This window comes from Sphingomonas elodea ATCC 31461 (genome assembly GCF_000226955.1).
In the GTDB taxonomy this organism is placed as follows: domain Bacteria; phylum Pseudomonadota; class Alphaproteobacteria; order Sphingomonadales; family Sphingomonadaceae; genus Sphingomonas; species Sphingomonas elodea.
In genome coordinates this window covers 37,052-51,452 of the sequence record NZ_AGFU01000026.1, presented here as the reverse complement: position 1 = coordinate 51,452, position 14,401 = coordinate 37,052, and the positions used below count along the sequence as shown (strand labels likewise).

The following is a 14,401-nucleotide window of genomic DNA, read 5'->3' as shown; positions in this document are numbered from 1 at the left end:
GCTGGGCTAGGCCAGGGCTCAACCGACCCCGATCGGGGCGTGAGCGAGATCCGGCATGCCCTTCGTGTTCCTGACGATCGATACCGAGCTGATGTGGCGCCACCACGTCGCCGGTCTCGATCTGACGGAGATCGTGAGCCGCTCGTTCGAGCCGGCCGGGGTGGGTGTGGGCTGGCAGCTCGCGCGGCTCGCCGAGCATGGCCTGAAGGCATGTTTCTTCGTCGATCCGATGCCGGCGCTGGTCCATGGGCTCGCGCCGATCGCGGCGATGGTGCGGGCGATCCGCGCGGCGGGGCAGGAGGTGCAGCTGCATCTCCATCCCAACTGGACCGGCGCCTGCGCGCAGGACCGCAGCCGGATGCCGGGCCGGTTCGAGCTGATCGATTATAGCCCCGAGGAACAGGCACGCCTGATCGCGCGCGCCCGTGCACTATTGATCGAGGCGGGCGCCGCGCCGCCGATCGCCTTTCGTGCCGGCAGCTATGCCGCCAACGACGCGACGCTGACGGCGCTGGCGGCGCAAGGCTTTGTGTACGATTCCAGCCATGACGGCTCCGAACATCCCTGGCCGAGTGCGATCGGGCTGCCGCCCCGCCAGATCGCGCCGGTGCGGCACCGAGGGGTGACCGAAGTGCCGGTGACGGTGATCGATGCCGGCCGCAGGCTGCGGCATTTCCAGATCTGCGCGCTTTCCGCCCGGGAGATGCGCGCCGCGCTCGATCATGCGGTGCGCGCGGACCATATCGCGGTGACGATCGTCAGCCATGGGTTCGAGCTTGCCAATCGGGCCGGCACGCGGCCGAACGCCGTCCATGTCCGCCGCTTCGAATCGCTGTGCCGCTTGCTCGCCGCGCGACGCGACGTGCTGCCGACCGCGCATTTCGCCGACCGGCCGCCGCTGCCCCTGGACCGGGACGACGCGCCGCTCGTCTCGACCTATCTGCGCACCGGACTGCGCCAGGCCGAGCAGCTCTGGTCCAACCTGATCGAGGAGCGGGCGGGATGAGCGCCGCGACACCGGTACCGCTGCGCTTCATGATCGGCGCGCGGACGCTGTTCGCGCTGCGGCCCCGCTTGCTGCGGGTGCCGCTGACGCTGGTCGATGCCCGTGCCGGCGGGGCGCCCTCGCTGCCGGCACTGCCGCCCGACGCCCAAGGCTATTGGCTGACGTCGCTGCCCGAGGCGCAGCTGGACGCGGTTCGCCGATCCGGCATGATCGGCTTCGTGCGTCAGCGCTATGTCCGCAGCTTCGTCGATCTGTCGATCGGCTTCGATGCCTGGTTCGCCGGCCTTTCGGCCAACACCCGGCAGGGGCTGAAGCGCAAGGCGAAGCGGCTGGCGGCGGAATCGGGCGGGCGGCTCGACGTGCACCGGTTCCGGACACCGGACGAACTGGCGGTCTTCCACCCGGCGGCGCGGGCGCTTTCGGCGCGGACCTATCAGGAGCGGCTGCTCGGCGCCGGGCTGCCCGAGGACCTTGCCGGGCTGCAGCGTCTGGCGGCGGCAGACGCGGTGCGGGCATGGCTGCTCACGCTCGGCGACCGGCCGATCGCCTATCTCTGCTGCCGGGCGGACGGCGACACGCTGCTCTACGCCCATGTCGGCCATGATCCGGAGGCGTCGCACCTCTCGCCCGGGGCGGTGCTGCAGCTGGAAGCGCTGCGCGACCTGTTCGGCGATCGCTTCGCCTGGTTCGACTTCACCGAGGGCGAGGGCCAGCACAAGCGCCAGATGGCAAGCGGCGGCGTGGCCTGTGTCGACCTGCTGCTCCTGCGGCCGACGCTCGCCAACCGGGCGACGCTGACGACGCTGCGTGGCTTTGACGGCGGCGTCGCCCGGATGAAATGGCTGGTGCGGCGCCTCGGCGTGGAGCGGATCGCCCGGCGGCTGCGGCGCGGTTAATCCTGCGGTATCCGGTCCACGCGGGCCGCCGACAGGCCGTAATAGCCGGAGACGCGATCGGCATAGGCCTGGGTGAATTCCGGTGCGTTGCTCGCCCAGCTCGGGCCGCCTTCCAGCACGCGGCGGTCGATCGTCACGACATAGTCGTCGCCGCCGGCGTCATAGGCGATCAGCTCGAAGGGCAGGGGGTAGTAGCTCTTGCCAAGGCCGAGAAAGCCGCCGAGGCTGAGCACGGCATAGAGCGTGCGGCCGCTGCCTTTCTCCACCATCAACGCCTGGACGGATCCCAGCGCGTCGCCGTCGCGGCTGCGGACCTTGAGCCCGTCGACCCGGGCGGTGACGAGCAGGCTGGTGGTTTCGGGCGTGTCGGACATTGTCGGGCTTCCTTCTGGGAACGTGCGCCCTTGGGAATGCACGAGGCATGGATGTCGTTCCGCAGACGGGATGACCGGGGGAAGTTTGGGCGAGGCTGGGCGTGCTTCGTGGCCGCTTGTGGTGGGAAGCTGCTATCAGATCAGTAGCTCGGTTCGTTCATAGTGGATCGTCCAGATTGCGCCCAGAACGGTGACGGCAAGCCACATCGTCGCGCTCATCGTCACATCGCCGCCCCAGCTTGCGACTTTTACCACGAGGAACAGGAACAAGAGGGCTGAACCGAGGGCCAGTCTGATAAATGATCGGGCGGGCCGCTGCGCCCGGGATTCGTTCAGCCAGAGTCCCACGCAGAATGCGCAAAGCACGGCAGCATCAATCGCTGATCGGGACGACAGGCCGACGGTCGCGAAGAAGGTGAGGACAAGCCAAATGGGGAAATACCACTTTCGCGCGTTGGCCCTGCTTTGCTGCTCGTGCACCATTCGACGCTAGTGCCACGTTTTCGGAACGTCCGCTACTGGGGCGAGCGTGGACGAGCAGCTAGCGACGGTTGGGGAGGAACACCGGCGTTCCCGTCATATCGGGAGAAAGGCGCGGACAGTACGCGCCTGACGCCTTACCGGCGCCTGCCGAACCAGATGACGTGGCGCGGGCCCTTGCCGTTCTGGCGCGCGCGCACGGCGACTTCCTCGACCAGGAAGCCGCTGTCGCGCATCCGCCGGGCGAAGGCGGGATCGGGGGCGGCGGACCACACGGCGAGGATCCCGCCGGGGCGAAGCGCCTGGCGGGCGAGGTCGAGGCCGCGCATCGAATAGAGGCTGTCATTGCCGACACGGGTCAGCCCGTCCGGGCCGTTGTCCACGTCGAGCAGGATCGCGTCATAGGCATTCTGGCCGTCGGCGATCACGCGACCGACATCGTCGAACACGATCTTCACGCGCGGATCGTCGAGGCAGCCATTGGTGAGCGCCGCCATCGGCCCGCGCGCCCAGTCGACGATCTTGGGGACCAGTTCGGCGACGGTTACCTTGGCAGTATTGTCCAGTACGCCCAGCGCGGCGCGCAGCGTGAAGCCCATGCCATAGCCGCCGATCAGCAGCCGCGCCTCGCGTTTGCCGAGCCGTTCGAGCGTCATCACCGCCAGCGCTTCTTCCGAACCGCTCATCCGGCTGTTCATCAGCTCGTTGCGTTCGAGCACGATCATGTGATCGTCGCCGCGGCGGAACAGCCGCAGCGGTTCGCCGCCGGGGACGTCGGCGGTGTCAAGCAGTTCGCGCGGGGTCATGCGATGCCCCGCAGGCCGTCATCCCCACGTGCGTCATCCCGGCGGAAGCCGGGATCCATTCGCCACTCGGTCATGGCAAAAGCCGGTACGGCGACCCCAATGGATCCCGGCTTTCGCCGGGATGACGATCGATGGGTGCGGGAAAGCAAACTCAACCCAGCGCCGCCTTCAGCTTGGCGAAGAAGCCGCTCGACTGCGGGCATTCCTCGCCCGTCTCGGTCTTGCGGAATTCCTCGAGCAGCTCGCGCTGCTTGGCCGTCAGCTTGGTCGGCGTCTCCACCTCCAGCCGCACGACGAGATCGCCGCGGCCGCGGCCCTGCAGCACCGGCATGCCGGCGCCGCGATGGCGCATCTCGCGGCCCGACTGGGTGCCGGCATGGATCTTGATCACATGCTCCTCGCCGTCGAGCCCCGGGATACGGATCTCGCCGCCGAGCGAGGCGGTGGTGAAGCTGATCGGCGCGGTGGCGTACAGCGTCGTGCCCTGCCGCTCGTAGAGCGAATGGCGGGTCACATGGAGGAAGATGTACAGATCGCCCGCCGGCGCCCCGCGCGCACCGGCCTCGCCCTCGCCGGTCAGGCGAATGCGGGTGCCTTCGTCCACACCGGGCGGAATCTCGATCTTGAGCGTCTTGGTCTTGTCCTGCCGGCCCTCGCCGCGGCACGCCCGGCACGGTTCGGCGATCACCTCGCCCGCACCGTGGCAGGTGGGGCAGGTGCGCTCGACCATGAAGAAGCCCTGCTGCGCACGCACCTTGCCGTGGCCGGCGCAAGTGGTGCAGGTCTTGGCCTTGGTGCCGGGCGTCGCACCCGAACCGTTGCAGCTGTCGCACGGGCCCGAGACGTCGATGGTGATCTCGGTCGAATGGCCGTGGAACGCCTGTTCGAGCGAGATTTCCATGTCGTAGCGCAGGTCTGCGCCGCGCCGCTGCGGGCGGCTCCCGCCGCCGCGCCCGCCGCCCATGAATTCGCCGAACACGCTTTCGAAGATGTCGCTGAACGCGCCGAAATCGCCCTGGCCGCCATGATGGCCGCCACCGCCGCCATTCTGGAACGCGGCATGGCCGAAGCGGTCATAGGCTGCGCGCTTCTGGGGATCCTTCAGGCAGTCATAGGCTTCGCTGATCGCCTTGAACTTCGCCTCGGAATCCTTGCACCCGGCATTCTTGTCCGGGTGATATTTCATCGCGAGCTTGCGGTAGGACGACTTGATCGTCGCATCGTCCGCCGTGCGCTCGACCTGGAGCAGTTCGTAATAATCGACTTCGGTGGTCATTCACTCGGCCCCCAACCCTCGGCCGTCACCCCGGCTAGCGCTGGGGTCTCCAACCGCGGGCTACGCGGCGGGAGATGCCAGCCTTGGCTGGCATGACGGCCCGGGTTCATCCGTTACGCCTTGTTGTCGTCCACTTCCGAGAACTCGGCGTCGACCACTTCTTCAGCCCCGGCTTCGCCGCCGGCCGCGGCGCCCGCGTTCGGCGAGGCGTTTTCGGCAGCCGTCTTCTCGTAGATCGCCTGGCCGAGCTTCATCGCCACCTGGGCGAGATTCTGGGCCTTGGCGGTCATCGCATCGGCGTCGCCGCTCTCGATCGCCGACTTGGTCTCGGCGATCGCCGCCTCGATCTCGCCCTTCAGCGACGCGTCGACCTTGTCGCCATTCTCGGCGAGCTGACGCTCGGTGGTGTGGACGAGGCTTTCGGCGTTGTTCTTGGCTTCCGCCGCGGCACGACGCTTCTTGTCGTCCTCGGCGAACTTCTCGGCATCGCGAACCATCTGTTCGATGTCGCCGTCCGAAAGACCACCCGAGGCCTGGATGCGGATCTGCTGTTCCTTGCCGGTGCCCTTGTCCTTGGCGGACACGTTGACGATGCCGTTAGCGTCGATGTCGAAGGTGACCTCGATCTGCGGCACGCCGCGCGGCGCCGGCGGGATGCCGACCAGGTCGAACTGGCCGAGCAGCTTGTTGTCCGCCGCCATCTCGCGCTCGCCCTGGAAGACGCGGATCGTCACCGCCTGCTGATTGTCATCGGCAGTCGAGTAGACCTGGCTCTTCTTGGTCGGGATCGTGGTGTTGCGGTCGATCATGCGGGTGAACACGCCGCCCAGCGTCTCGATACCGAGGCTCAGCGGGGTCACGTCGAGCAGCAGCACGTCCTTCACGTCGCCCTGCAGCACGCCGGCCTGGATCGCAGCACCAATGGCGACGACTTCGTCCGGGTTCACGCCGGTGTGCGGCTCCTTGCCGAAGAAGTCCTTCACGACCTGGCGGACCTTGGGCATGCGGGTCATGCCGCCGACGAGCACGACTTCGTCGATCGCGTCAGCCTTCACGCCCGCGTCGGCCAGCGCCTTGCGGCACGGCTCGAGGGTGCGCTTGATCAGATCATCGACCAGACGCTCGAGATCGGCGCGGGTGATGCTCTTCACCAGGTGCTTCGGGCCGTTCTGGTCGGCGGTGATGAAGGGCAGGTTGACCTCGGTGGTCTGCGCCGAGCTCAGCTCGATCTTCGCCTTTTCGGCCGCTTCCTTCAGGCGCTGGAGCGCCAGCTTGTCCTTGGTGAGGTCGATGCCTTCGGCCTTCTTGAACTCGTCGGCCAGATACTGGACGACGGTCGAGTCGAAGTCCTCGCCGCCGAGGAAGGTGTCGCCGTTGGTCGCCTTCACCTCGAACACGCCGTCACCGATTTCGAGGACGGAGATGTCGAAGGTGCCGCCGCCAAGGTCATAGACCGCGATGGTCTTGTTGTTGTCCTTGTCGAGGCCGTAGGCGAGCGCCGCCGCGGTCGGCTCGTTGATGATGCGCAGCACTTCGAGGCCCGCGATCTTGCCGGCATCCTTGGTCGCCTGGCGCTGCGCGTCGTTGAAGTACGCCGGCACGGTGATGACGGCCTGCGTCACGCTCTCGCCGAGATAGGATTCGGCGGTTTCCTTCATCTTCTGCAGGATGAAGGCCGAGATCTGCGACGGGCTATATTCCTCGCCGCCGGCCTTGACCCAGGCGTCGCCGTTCGGGCCGCGCGCGATCGTGTAGGGCACCAGCTCGGTGTCCTTCTTGGTCACGGGGTCGTCGAAGCGGCGGCCGATCAGGCGCTTCACCGCGAAGATGGTGCTGTCCGGGTTGGTCACCGCCTGGCGCTTGGCCGGCTGGCCGATCAGCCGCTCGCCATCCTTGGCGAAGGCGACGATCGACGGCGTGGTACGCGCGCCTTCCACATTCTCGATGACCTTGGGCTTGCCGCCTTCCATCACGGCGACGCAGCTGTTGGTCGTGCCCAGGTCGATACCGATAACTTTAGCCATGGTCCTCGTTGGCCCCCACAATCGAAACAAAAGGGTTTAAAAGCGTTCTCCGGATGCCGGCCCCAGAAGAGGCGACCGCCGTCCAGATGTCCGAGGGGGGATATAGGTGCGTCGTGCCTTGCCGCAAGACGCCCGGGTTTCTACAAGATTTCCCAAATCAAAGAGGGAGGATGCCGAATGCGCACTCTGGCGGGGCTTGTTGCGGTTACACTGCTGGCGGCCTGTTCGCCCCAGGCGGACGGCGTGAAGGTGGACGGAGCATGGATCCGGCTGCCGGCGGTGGCGGGCCAGCCGGGTGCTGCCTATTTTACGCTGCATGGCGGACGGGAGGCGGAAACGCTGGTCGGCGTCTCCACCCGCGCGGCCGATCGGGCCGAGATGCACGACAGCGCCAAGGACGCCGCCGGCGTCGCGAAGATGACGCAGATCGCCAGTCTCGACCTGCCGGTGGGCAGCCAGGTGAAGTTCGCGCCGGGCGGCAAGCATGTGATGCTGTTCGGCGTCGTGCCGAACGTTCATGCCGGCGAGAAGGTGCCGCTCACCCTGCGCTTCGCCAGCGGGCATACGGTGACCGCGGTCGCCGATGTGGCGGTGCCGGGCGCCGAGGCGCGATAGCTTGTCCTCCAATCCCCCGCCCGCAAACGGGAGGGGGATTTTACCGGGGCGGGGAAGCTTGCCTCAGAACGACAGCCGTGCGCGTCCCAGCACGCGGTTGCCGGCGTGGCGCAGGTCCGCATAGGGCGAGGTGACCGCGCGGTGCGTGTCGATGTCGGTGCCGACATAGTCCACACCCAGCGTGATGTGGCCCATCACATGCTCCACGCCGACGCGCCAGTCGGTATAGTCGCCGGTCGGGCGCAGTCGTGCCGAGCGGGGATCGTCATTGCTGCCGGTGGTGCGGCCCACCGAACCGGAGACGGTGAACGGCGTCGACGGAATCCCCACCGATGCGCCGGCGTGCAGATAGAGGTTGTCGCCGCCGATCGGCCCCTGATCGGGCGCGTAGATCGCGCCGCCGTTCAGCTGCAGCGGGCCGAAGGAGAAGTTCCCCTCGCCGCCGACCTCGACATAATCCATGTTGCGGGCGGCACCGGTGAAAACATGGCCGGTGACGAAGCCGCGCAGGTTCAGCGCGCCGATGCCGAATCGGCGTCCGGCCTCCAGGTCGAACACCGTATCGGCACCGGCGTGCCGTGCCGATTCCCGTGTCATCGCCACCCGTGCCGAGGCATCGAAGCCAAGGATGCCGGCCGAGGCATCCGCCGAGGCGGTCAGCTGGTTCTCGCTCCAGCTGAGGCCGCGACGGCTCTCGTCGGTCGAAAGCTCGACGCCGCCGGACACCTTGGGAAGCACCTGGGCATGGGCGGCGAGCGGCAGCGCGAGCGCTGCCGCGGCGACAACGGAAATCGGGATACGCATCAGGTGTTTACACGTCCTATTTGATCAAGTTCGACGCGCAGGGCTTCGGCATCCTGCCGGGCCAGCGCTTCTACCTCGCCTCGCATGTTGTTCGTCGCGCGCGCAACATCCTTGGCGATCACCGCGCGATTGGCGGTGCACCAGCCGGGACGACTGCCCGTGGCGACGCTGTCCTGGCGCAGCGCGCGCTGGAGCGTGCCGGCGGCGTGGCGCGCCTGGCGGTCGACCACCAGATCGGCCTGCCAGCGGCAGCGCAGCGTGGAGGCGCGGCCACCCGGGCCGGCGACGCCGAGCTGTTCGTGACGGACGTCGACCCGCATCCGATAGTCGGCATGCACCGGGCCGGCGGCGTGGTCGATGCGCACGCTGTGCGCGATTTCGGAAGAGGGGGCGGCGAGCAGCAGCCCCAGTATCAACGGGATCATCGCTCTTCTCCTGCAGTTGCTCCGGCTGTTTCGCCGGTAGCGTTCCAAGCTTTGCGCGCCAGAACACGGCAAAGGCAAGTTAACTAGTGTTGCTGATCCCGCTTGGGTTCGCGGGCCCGGACGCCTAAATCGCGCCCAAAGCAAGCGGAGAAATGCAGTGACGGCCACACGCACCGAAACCGATTCCATCGGCGCGATCGAAGTCCCCGCCCATGCCTATTGGGGCGCGCAGACCCAGCGATCGATCCAGAACTTTCCGTTCGGACCCGAGGAGCGGATGCCGATCGGCATCGTCCATGCCCAGGCGATCGTGAAGCAGGCCGCGGCGCGGGTGAACGTCAAGCACGGGCTCGATCCCGAGATCGCCGAGGTGATCGACCAGGTCGCGCAGGAAGTGATCGACGGCACGCTGGACGACCAGTTTCCGCTGGTGATCTGGCAGACCGGCAGCGGCACCCAGACCAACATGAACGTCAACGAGGTGATCGCCGGCCGCGCCAACGAGATCCTCACGGGAAATCGCGGCGGCAAGAGCCCGATCCACCCCAACGACCATGTCAACATGGCGCAGTCGTCCAACGACAGCTTCCCGACTGCGCTGCACATCGCCGCGGCGCGTGCGGTGACGCTCGACCTGTTCCCGGCGCTGGAGCGGCTGCACGCCTCGCTCGATCGCAAGGCGCAGGAATGGGATCACATCGTCAAGATCGGCCGCACCCATCTGCAGGATGCGACGCCGCTGACGCTGGGCCAGGAATTCTCCGGCTATGCCGCGATGCTCGCCTCGGCGCGCGCGCGGTTCCAGAGCGTGCTGGAGCTCGACATCTTCAAGCTGGCCCTCGGCGGCACGGCGGTGGGCACCGGGCTCAACTCGCCACCGGGCTATGCCGAGGACGTGGCGGCGGAAATCGCCAGGATCACCGGGCTGCCCTTCGTCTCGGCGCCCAACAAGTTCGAGATGCTGGCGACCAAGGATCAGCTGGTGAACCTCTCCGGCGTCTGCAACACGCTGGCGGTGTCGCTCACCAAGATCGCCAACGACATCCGCCTGCTCGGCTCCGGCCCGCGCTCGGGCCTCGGCGAGCTGGAGCTGCCGGCGAACGAGCCGGGCAGCTCGATCATGCCGGGCAAGGTCAATCCCACCCAGAGCGAATCGCTGACGATGGTCGCGGCCCAGGTGATCGGCAACCACACCGCCGTCACCGTCGGCGGCATGCAGGGCCATTTCGAGCTCAATGTGTTCAAGCCGCTGATCGGGGCGAACGTGCTGCGCTCGATCACGCTGATGGCGATCGGCATGACCAACTTCGCCGAGCGCGCGGTGGACGGCGCGATAGCCAACGAGGCGCGGATCAAGGAACTGGTCGATCGCTCGCTGATGCTGGTGACCGCGCTGGCGCCCGCGATCGGCTACGACAACGCCGCAAAGATCGCCAAGAACGCGCACGAGAAGGGGCTTACGCTAAAAGAATCGGGGCTGGCACTCGGGCTGGTCGACGAGGCGACGTTCGACGCGTTCGTCCGCCCCGAGACGATGACCGGCCGTTGAACGGTCGCGGCGAGTGGCGGGAACGCTGCCGCCGCACCGCCGTTCTTCCGACGAAGGAGAAGACGATGATCGGCAAGTTGATTGCAGGGTGGATCGGCAGCAAGATCGACCGGCGGGACGGCGAAGGCGGCGCAGTGGGCGCGGCCGTCGGCGTCGCGACCTGGGAAGTCGCCAAGCGCGTGGTGCCGGCGGCGTTCGTGCTGGGCGCGGGCGCGATCGGTGCGACCTACCTCAAGCGGAAGCTGACCACCGAACATGGTCCCGATACGGGCCTGGGTGCGTGATCCACTGCGGCGCCCGGGCTTGACGGCCCGGGTGCCGCTACGCCAAAGGCCCGCATGGCCCACACGCATCAGAACGACCCGCATGGCTTTCATCGCCGCGGAGTTTTGTTTGTCCTTTCCTCGCCCTCGGGCGCAGGCAAGTCGACCATCGCCCGCAAGCTGCTGGCCGCCGAACCCGATCTTGCCGTCTCCGTCTCGGTAACCACGCGCGAACCGCGCCCGGGCGAAGTGAACGGGGTCGACTATACGTTCGTCGATGTCGAGCGGTTCCGCGAGATGGTCGCCCAGCACCATTTCATCGAATGGGCGCACGTCTTCAAGCATCGCTACGGTACGCCCAAGGGCCCGGTCGACGCCGTGCTCGCCACGGGCCGCGACATGCTGTTCGACATCGACTGGCAGGGCGCGCAGCAGCTCCACCAGACGATGGGCGGCGACGTGGTGCGCGTGTTCATCCTGCCGCCGTCGATGGCCGAGCTCCATCGCCGCCTCGAAGGCCGTCGTACCGACTCGCCCGAGGTCATCGCCCACCGCATGGCCCGCGCCTCCAATGAGGTGAGCCATTGGGACGGCTATGACTATGTCCTGGTCAACGATGACGCGGACCAGTGCTTCCAGGCGGTCCACACCATCCTGAAGGCGGAACGACTGAAGCGCTCGCGCCAGACCGGGCTGATCGGCTTCATCCGCGGCCTGATGAAGCGCGGCGATCCGACGGGGGAATCCTCGGACGTTCTCTGAACGGCCTTACAGCAGCGCCAGAAACCGTGCCGCCGCGTCGAAGTCCGCGCGGCGGGCTTCGCGGGCGCGGGTGGCAAGCTCGTCCTCGCCCCATTGCTCGGCCTGCCAGTCCTCGTCGAGCTGGGCAGCGCGCCACACGGTGTCGCGATCCGCGGCACCTTCCAGCAGCGCCAGCGCCGCGACCAGCGAGCCGCTGATCGTCACCAGCGGGTTCAGCGCCGCCAGCCGGAACGGATCGAGCGCCGCCACCACCTCCTGCAATCGGGCGATCGTCGCCGCCGGCTGCGGGCGGTGCATGATACCGGCGGTCGTCTCGAAATGCACGTCGAAGCGGGTGCGCGCCCAGCCGAGCAGCGGGTCCCACTGTGCCGCCTGGCGCTCGACCAGCGGCTCGGGCATCTCGGCGCGGTAGCAGAGCAGATCGCTCTCGCCGTAGCGGGCGAGGTCCGCCGCGAAGGGGGCGGGGTTGGGCGCGACCTGGTCGATCGCCGCATTGGCGAGGCCGGTCAGCGGCATGGTGCGGGGATCTAGTTCCTCGCCGACGCTGCGCCATTCCTCCGCCACCGCCTCGGCCAGCTGCGGGGTGGGCAGGGCGAGCGGTGCGCGCGCGGGCGTGCGCACCGGGCGGCCGTCGAGTTCGATGACGCCGTCTGCCATGGCGACGGTCTTCCAGAATCGTTTCATGCTTCGGGGGGTGTCCTCCAGCGGCGGGCGAGCATCTTGGGGATCGCCGCCATGACCCAGAACGAGGCGAGCATCAGAGCGATGCCCAGCATCGTCAGTTCGGTGGTATGCGAGCGACCGAGGATGAGCAGCGCCAGCACCGCGCCGGCGACGCCTACCAGATTGGCGCCCATCATCAGGAAATAGCGGTTGCGCGCCAGCCGATCGGCGTCGGTCATGGGACTGTCGGTCACAGGGCCTCCAGATGCGCCGGAATCGCCGACGCATGCTCCACGACCCGCACCGCGCCGGCCGCGTGCAGATCATGGGGGGTGTGGTAGCCCCATGCAACACCCAAGGGATGCGCGCCGGCTGCCACCGCCATCGCCATGTCGAAGCTGGTGTCGCCGATCATCACCGTCGTCTCGGGGCTCGCGCCCGCCTCGGCGATCGCGGTCTCGATCATCGAGGGGTGCGGCTTGGAGGGGTGGCGGTCCGCCGTCTGCAGCGTGACGAAGTGCCGGCGCAGGCCGTGCGCCTCCAGCACCCGGATCAGCCCGCGATCGGACTTGCCGGTGGCGACGCCGAGCAGCCAGCCGTTCGCGTCCAGCGTCTCGATGGCTTCGGGGATGCCGTCATACAGCGGCTCGTCCTCGATGTGGCCGGCGGTGCGCAGGGCGAAATAGGCGCGCTTATATTCTTCGGCGAGGTGGCGGTGGAGATCGTCCTCCGCCTCCGGCAGCAGCCGGGCGATCGCCTCGACCAGGCTGAGGCCGACGATTCGCCGGATCGACTCGCGGGCGGGGGGCTCCAGCTTCTGGCCGGTGAAGCAATGCTCCATGGCGAGGCAGATGCTCGCCTGGCTGTCGACCAGCGTGCCGTCGCAATCGAACAGGGCGAGGCGGTTCATCGCTGCTTGCCGAGCGCCGTCACGTCTTCGCGCCCCGACCCCGCCGTTCGCCGCGGCGTTCCTTGCGGTAGTTCTTGGCGTGTGCCTTGGCCTTCTGCTTGAGCAGTTCCTTGCTCATCGGCGGCGGGCCGTCGTCGATCTCGATCGCGTTGCCGACCGACAGATCGAAGCCCAGCGTGTGCATCGATTCGGCGAAATGGTGCGGCAGATCCGCGCGCACGTCGATCCGCCCGCCATCGGGATGATCGATGCGGATGCGCCGGGCATGGAGGTGCATCTTGCGGCTGATGCCCCCGGTGAGGAACGCCTCCTGCAGCCCGTATTTGCCGTCGCCGACGATCGGGTGGCCGATCGCCGCCATGTGCACGCGCAACTGGTGGGTGCGGCCGGTGAAGGGCTGGAGCTCGACCCAGGCGCAGCGATTGCCGGCCTGCTCGATCACCCGGTAGCGGGTGCGGGCGGGCGAGCCCTCTTCCATGTCGACCTGCATCTTCTCGCCGCCGGTGCCCGGCTGCTTGCCGATCGGCAGCTCGATGAAGCCGTCCTCGATGTCCGGCACACCCATCACCAGCGCCCAGTATATTTTCCGCGCGGTGCGGCCGGAGAAGCTCTTGGCGAAATAGGCCGCCGCGCGCGCCGAGCGGGCGATCAGCAGCGCGCCCGAGGTATCCTTGTCCAGCCGGTGGACCAGCTTCGGCCGGCCTTCCGCCTCGAACTGCAGCGCGTCGAGCAGGCCGTCGACATGCTCGAACGTCTTGGTGCCGCCCTGGGTCGCGAGGCCCGGCGGCTTGTTGAGCACGATCGCCGAGGCATCGCGGTGGATGACCATGGACTGCGCCAGTTCGATCTGCTCCGGCGAAAGCGGCGGGCGGTTCGACTTGGGCCGTGCCGCTGCGGCGGGCTTGGGCGCCTCGGCCGGGGGGACGCGGATGGTCTGGCCCTCGGCGATGCGGTCGCCCGGTTGCGCCCGCGATCCGTCGACGCGGAGCTGGCCGGTCCGCGCCCAGCGCGAGACGAGGTTGAAGCTGACATCGGGCAGATGCCGCTTGAACCAGCGATCGAGCCGGATGCCGTCATCGTCGAGGCCGACGGTGAACTGGCGGACGTCGTTCTCGCCGCTCATGCCGTCACCGCCCGTGCCAGCGTCATGCCGAGGGCGAGGGCGCCGATCGCGCCGATTACCGACGCGAGGACATAGCCGATCGCCATGACCAGATCGCCGCGCTCGATCATCGCGAAGGTCTCGAGCGAGAAGGAGGAGAAGGTGGTGAAGCCGCCGAGCACGCCGACACCGAGCAGCAGCCGCGCCTGTTCGGCATTGGGGCCGAAGCGCAGCAGGCTGGCGCCGAGCAGTCCCATCAGGAAACCGCCGAGGATGTTGACGGCCAGCGTCCCCCAAGGGAAGGCCGGGCCGAGCAGCGCTAGCCCCAAGCGGCCAACGCCGTAGCGGGCCGCGGAGCCGATGGCCCCGCCGAGCATCACGAGAAAAAGATTGGGCATCCCGCGCCCCTAGCGCGAATCGGGGGAAAGGGGAAGTTTCGGGGTTTC

General features: G+C 67.9%; 18 protein-coding genes. 6 read left to right on the top strand and 12 right to left on the bottom strand.

Annotated elements, in window-relative coordinates; translation table 11 throughout:
* Positions 1 to 55 precede the first annotated feature (55 nt).
* Together KK7_RS0109235 and KK7_RS0109230 are read left to right on the top strand one after the other, a co-directional pair.
* Positions 56 to 1,006 (top strand): polysaccharide deacetylase family protein, encoded by a 951-nt coding sequence (locus KK7_RS0109235; RefSeq protein WP_010544360.1) that lies wholly within the window; start codon positions 56 to 58, stop codon positions 1,004 to 1,006.
* The gene (locus KK7_RS0109230; protein WP_010544359.1) at positions 1,003 to 1,902 is read left to right on the top strand and encodes a GNAT family N-acetyltransferase; all 900 of its coding nucleotides are present in this window, start codon (positions 1,003 to 1,005) and stop codon (positions 1,900 to 1,902) included. The genes KK7_RS0109235 and KK7_RS0109230 overlap by 4 nt, the downstream gene beginning before the upstream one ends.
* Here the strand turns inward: KK7_RS0109230 and KK7_RS0109225 are convergent.
* The 5 genes from KK7_RS0109225 to dnaK form a co-directional block, all read right to left on the bottom strand.
* Complete coding sequence (locus KK7_RS0109225) at positions 1,899 to 2,276, bottom strand: PRC-barrel domain-containing protein (protein ID WP_010544358.1); 378 nt, start codon at positions 2,274 to 2,276, stop codon at positions 1,899 to 1,901. The two genes, KK7_RS0109230 and KK7_RS0109225, sit on opposite strands and share 4 nt — an antisense overlap.
* Positions 2,277 to 2,411: 135 nt before the next feature.
* A complete protein-coding gene (locus tag KK7_RS0109220; protein ID WP_010544357.1) occupies positions 2,412 to 2,759 on the bottom strand; it encodes a hypothetical protein in 348 nt (115 codons plus the stop codon).
* A gap of 134 nt (positions 2,760 to 2,893) precedes the next feature.
* On the bottom strand, positions 2,894 to 3,562 hold the full coding sequence (locus KK7_RS0109215) for a spermidine synthase (RefSeq protein ID WP_010544356.1): 669 nt from the start codon (positions 3,560 to 3,562) through the stop codon (positions 2,894 to 2,896).
* Positions 3,563 to 3,713: 151 nt separating this feature from the next.
* Positions 3,714 to 4,838 carry a molecular chaperone DnaJ gene (dnaJ, locus tag KK7_RS0109210; protein ID WP_010544355.1) on the bottom strand — a complete coding sequence of 375 codons (1,125 nt, stop codon included), beginning with the start codon at positions 4,836 to 4,838 and terminating at the stop codon, positions 3,714 to 3,716.
* A gap of 113 nt (positions 4,839 to 4,951) precedes the next feature.
* On the bottom strand, positions 4,952 to 6,862 hold the full coding sequence (dnaK, locus tag KK7_RS0109205; RefSeq protein WP_010544354.1) for a molecular chaperone DnaK: 1,911 nt from the start codon (positions 6,860 to 6,862) through the stop codon (positions 4,952 to 4,954).
* Between the two features lie 177 nt (positions 6,863 to 7,039).
* Between dnaK and KK7_RS0109200 the strand changes: the two genes are divergently transcribed.
* Positions 7,040 to 7,477 carry a copper chaperone PCu(A)C gene (locus tag KK7_RS0109200; RefSeq protein WP_010544353.1) on the top strand — a complete coding sequence of 146 codons (438 nt, stop codon included), beginning with the start codon at positions 7,040 to 7,042 and terminating at the stop codon, positions 7,475 to 7,477.
* Between the two features lie 63 nt (positions 7,478 to 7,540).
* Here KK7_RS0109200 and KK7_RS0109195 read toward each other — a convergent pair whose 3' ends face one another.
* Positions 7,541 to 8,281: a TorF family putative porin gene (locus KK7_RS0109195; RefSeq protein WP_010544352.1), complete on the bottom strand. Its 741-nt coding sequence runs from the start codon at positions 8,279 to 8,281 to the stop codon at positions 7,541 to 7,543.
* Complete coding sequence (locus KK7_RS0109190; protein WP_010544351.1) at positions 8,281 to 8,706, bottom strand: hypothetical protein; 426 nt, start codon at positions 8,704 to 8,706, stop codon at positions 8,281 to 8,283. Before KK7_RS0109190 ends, KK7_RS0109195 begins: the two co-directional genes overlap by 1 nt.
* Before the next feature lie 157 nt (positions 8,707 to 8,863).
* Here KK7_RS0109190 and fumC point away from each other — a divergent pair, with 157 nt between their 5' ends.
* The 3 genes from fumC (at position 8,864) to gmk (ending at position 11,280) form a co-directional block, all read left to right on the top strand.
* Positions 8,864 to 10,255: a class II fumarate hydratase gene (gene fumC, locus KK7_RS0109185; RefSeq protein WP_010544350.1), complete on the top strand. Its 1,392-nt coding sequence runs from the start codon at positions 8,864 to 8,866 to the stop codon at positions 10,253 to 10,255.
* Between the two features lie 65 nt (positions 10,256 to 10,320).
* Positions 10,321 to 10,539 carry a hypothetical protein gene (locus tag KK7_RS0109180; RefSeq protein ID WP_010544349.1) on the top strand — a complete coding sequence of 73 codons (219 nt, stop codon included), beginning with the start codon at positions 10,321 to 10,323 and terminating at the stop codon, positions 10,537 to 10,539.
* A 54-nt stretch (positions 10,540 to 10,593) separates the two neighbouring features.
* Positions 10,594 to 11,280 carry a guanylate kinase gene (gene gmk / locus KK7_RS0109175; protein ID WP_010544348.1) on the top strand — a complete coding sequence of 229 codons (687 nt, stop codon included), beginning with the start codon at positions 10,594 to 10,596 and terminating at the stop codon, positions 11,278 to 11,280.
* A gap of 6 nt (positions 11,281 to 11,286) precedes the next feature.
* Here the strand turns inward: gmk and KK7_RS0109170 are convergent, their stop codons facing one another.
* The 5 genes from KK7_RS0109170 to crcB are packed head-to-tail and all read right to left on the bottom strand — an operon-like array spanning position 11,287 to position 14,353.
* Positions 11,287 to 11,964, bottom strand: coding sequence for an ATP12 family chaperone protein (locus KK7_RS0109170; protein WP_010544347.1), 678 nt, complete (start codon positions 11,962 to 11,964; stop codon positions 11,287 to 11,289).
* Positions 11,961 to 12,182: a hypothetical protein gene (locus tag KK7_RS0109165; RefSeq protein WP_010544346.1), complete on the bottom strand. Its 222-nt coding sequence runs from the start codon at positions 12,180 to 12,182 to the stop codon at positions 11,961 to 11,963. The genes KK7_RS0109170 and KK7_RS0109165 overlap by 4 nt, the downstream gene beginning before the upstream one ends.
* A gap of 11 nt (positions 12,183 to 12,193) precedes the next feature.
* Positions 12,194 to 12,853, bottom strand: coding sequence for an HAD-IA family hydrolase (locus KK7_RS0109160; RefSeq protein WP_010544345.1), 660 nt, complete (start codon positions 12,851 to 12,853; stop codon positions 12,194 to 12,196).
* A gap of 19 nt (positions 12,854 to 12,872) precedes the next feature.
* Positions 12,873 to 13,976 (bottom strand): RluA family pseudouridine synthase, encoded by a 1,104-nt coding sequence (locus KK7_RS0109155; RefSeq protein ID WP_010544344.1) that lies wholly within the window; start codon positions 13,974 to 13,976, stop codon positions 12,873 to 12,875.
* Positions 13,973 to 14,353: a fluoride efflux transporter CrcB gene (gene crcB / locus KK7_RS0109150; protein WP_010544343.1), complete on the bottom strand. Its 381-nt coding sequence runs from the start codon at positions 14,351 to 14,353 to the stop codon at positions 13,973 to 13,975. Before crcB ends, KK7_RS0109155 begins: the two co-directional genes overlap by 4 nt.
* Between the last annotated feature and the right edge of the window lie 48 nt (positions 14,354 to 14,401).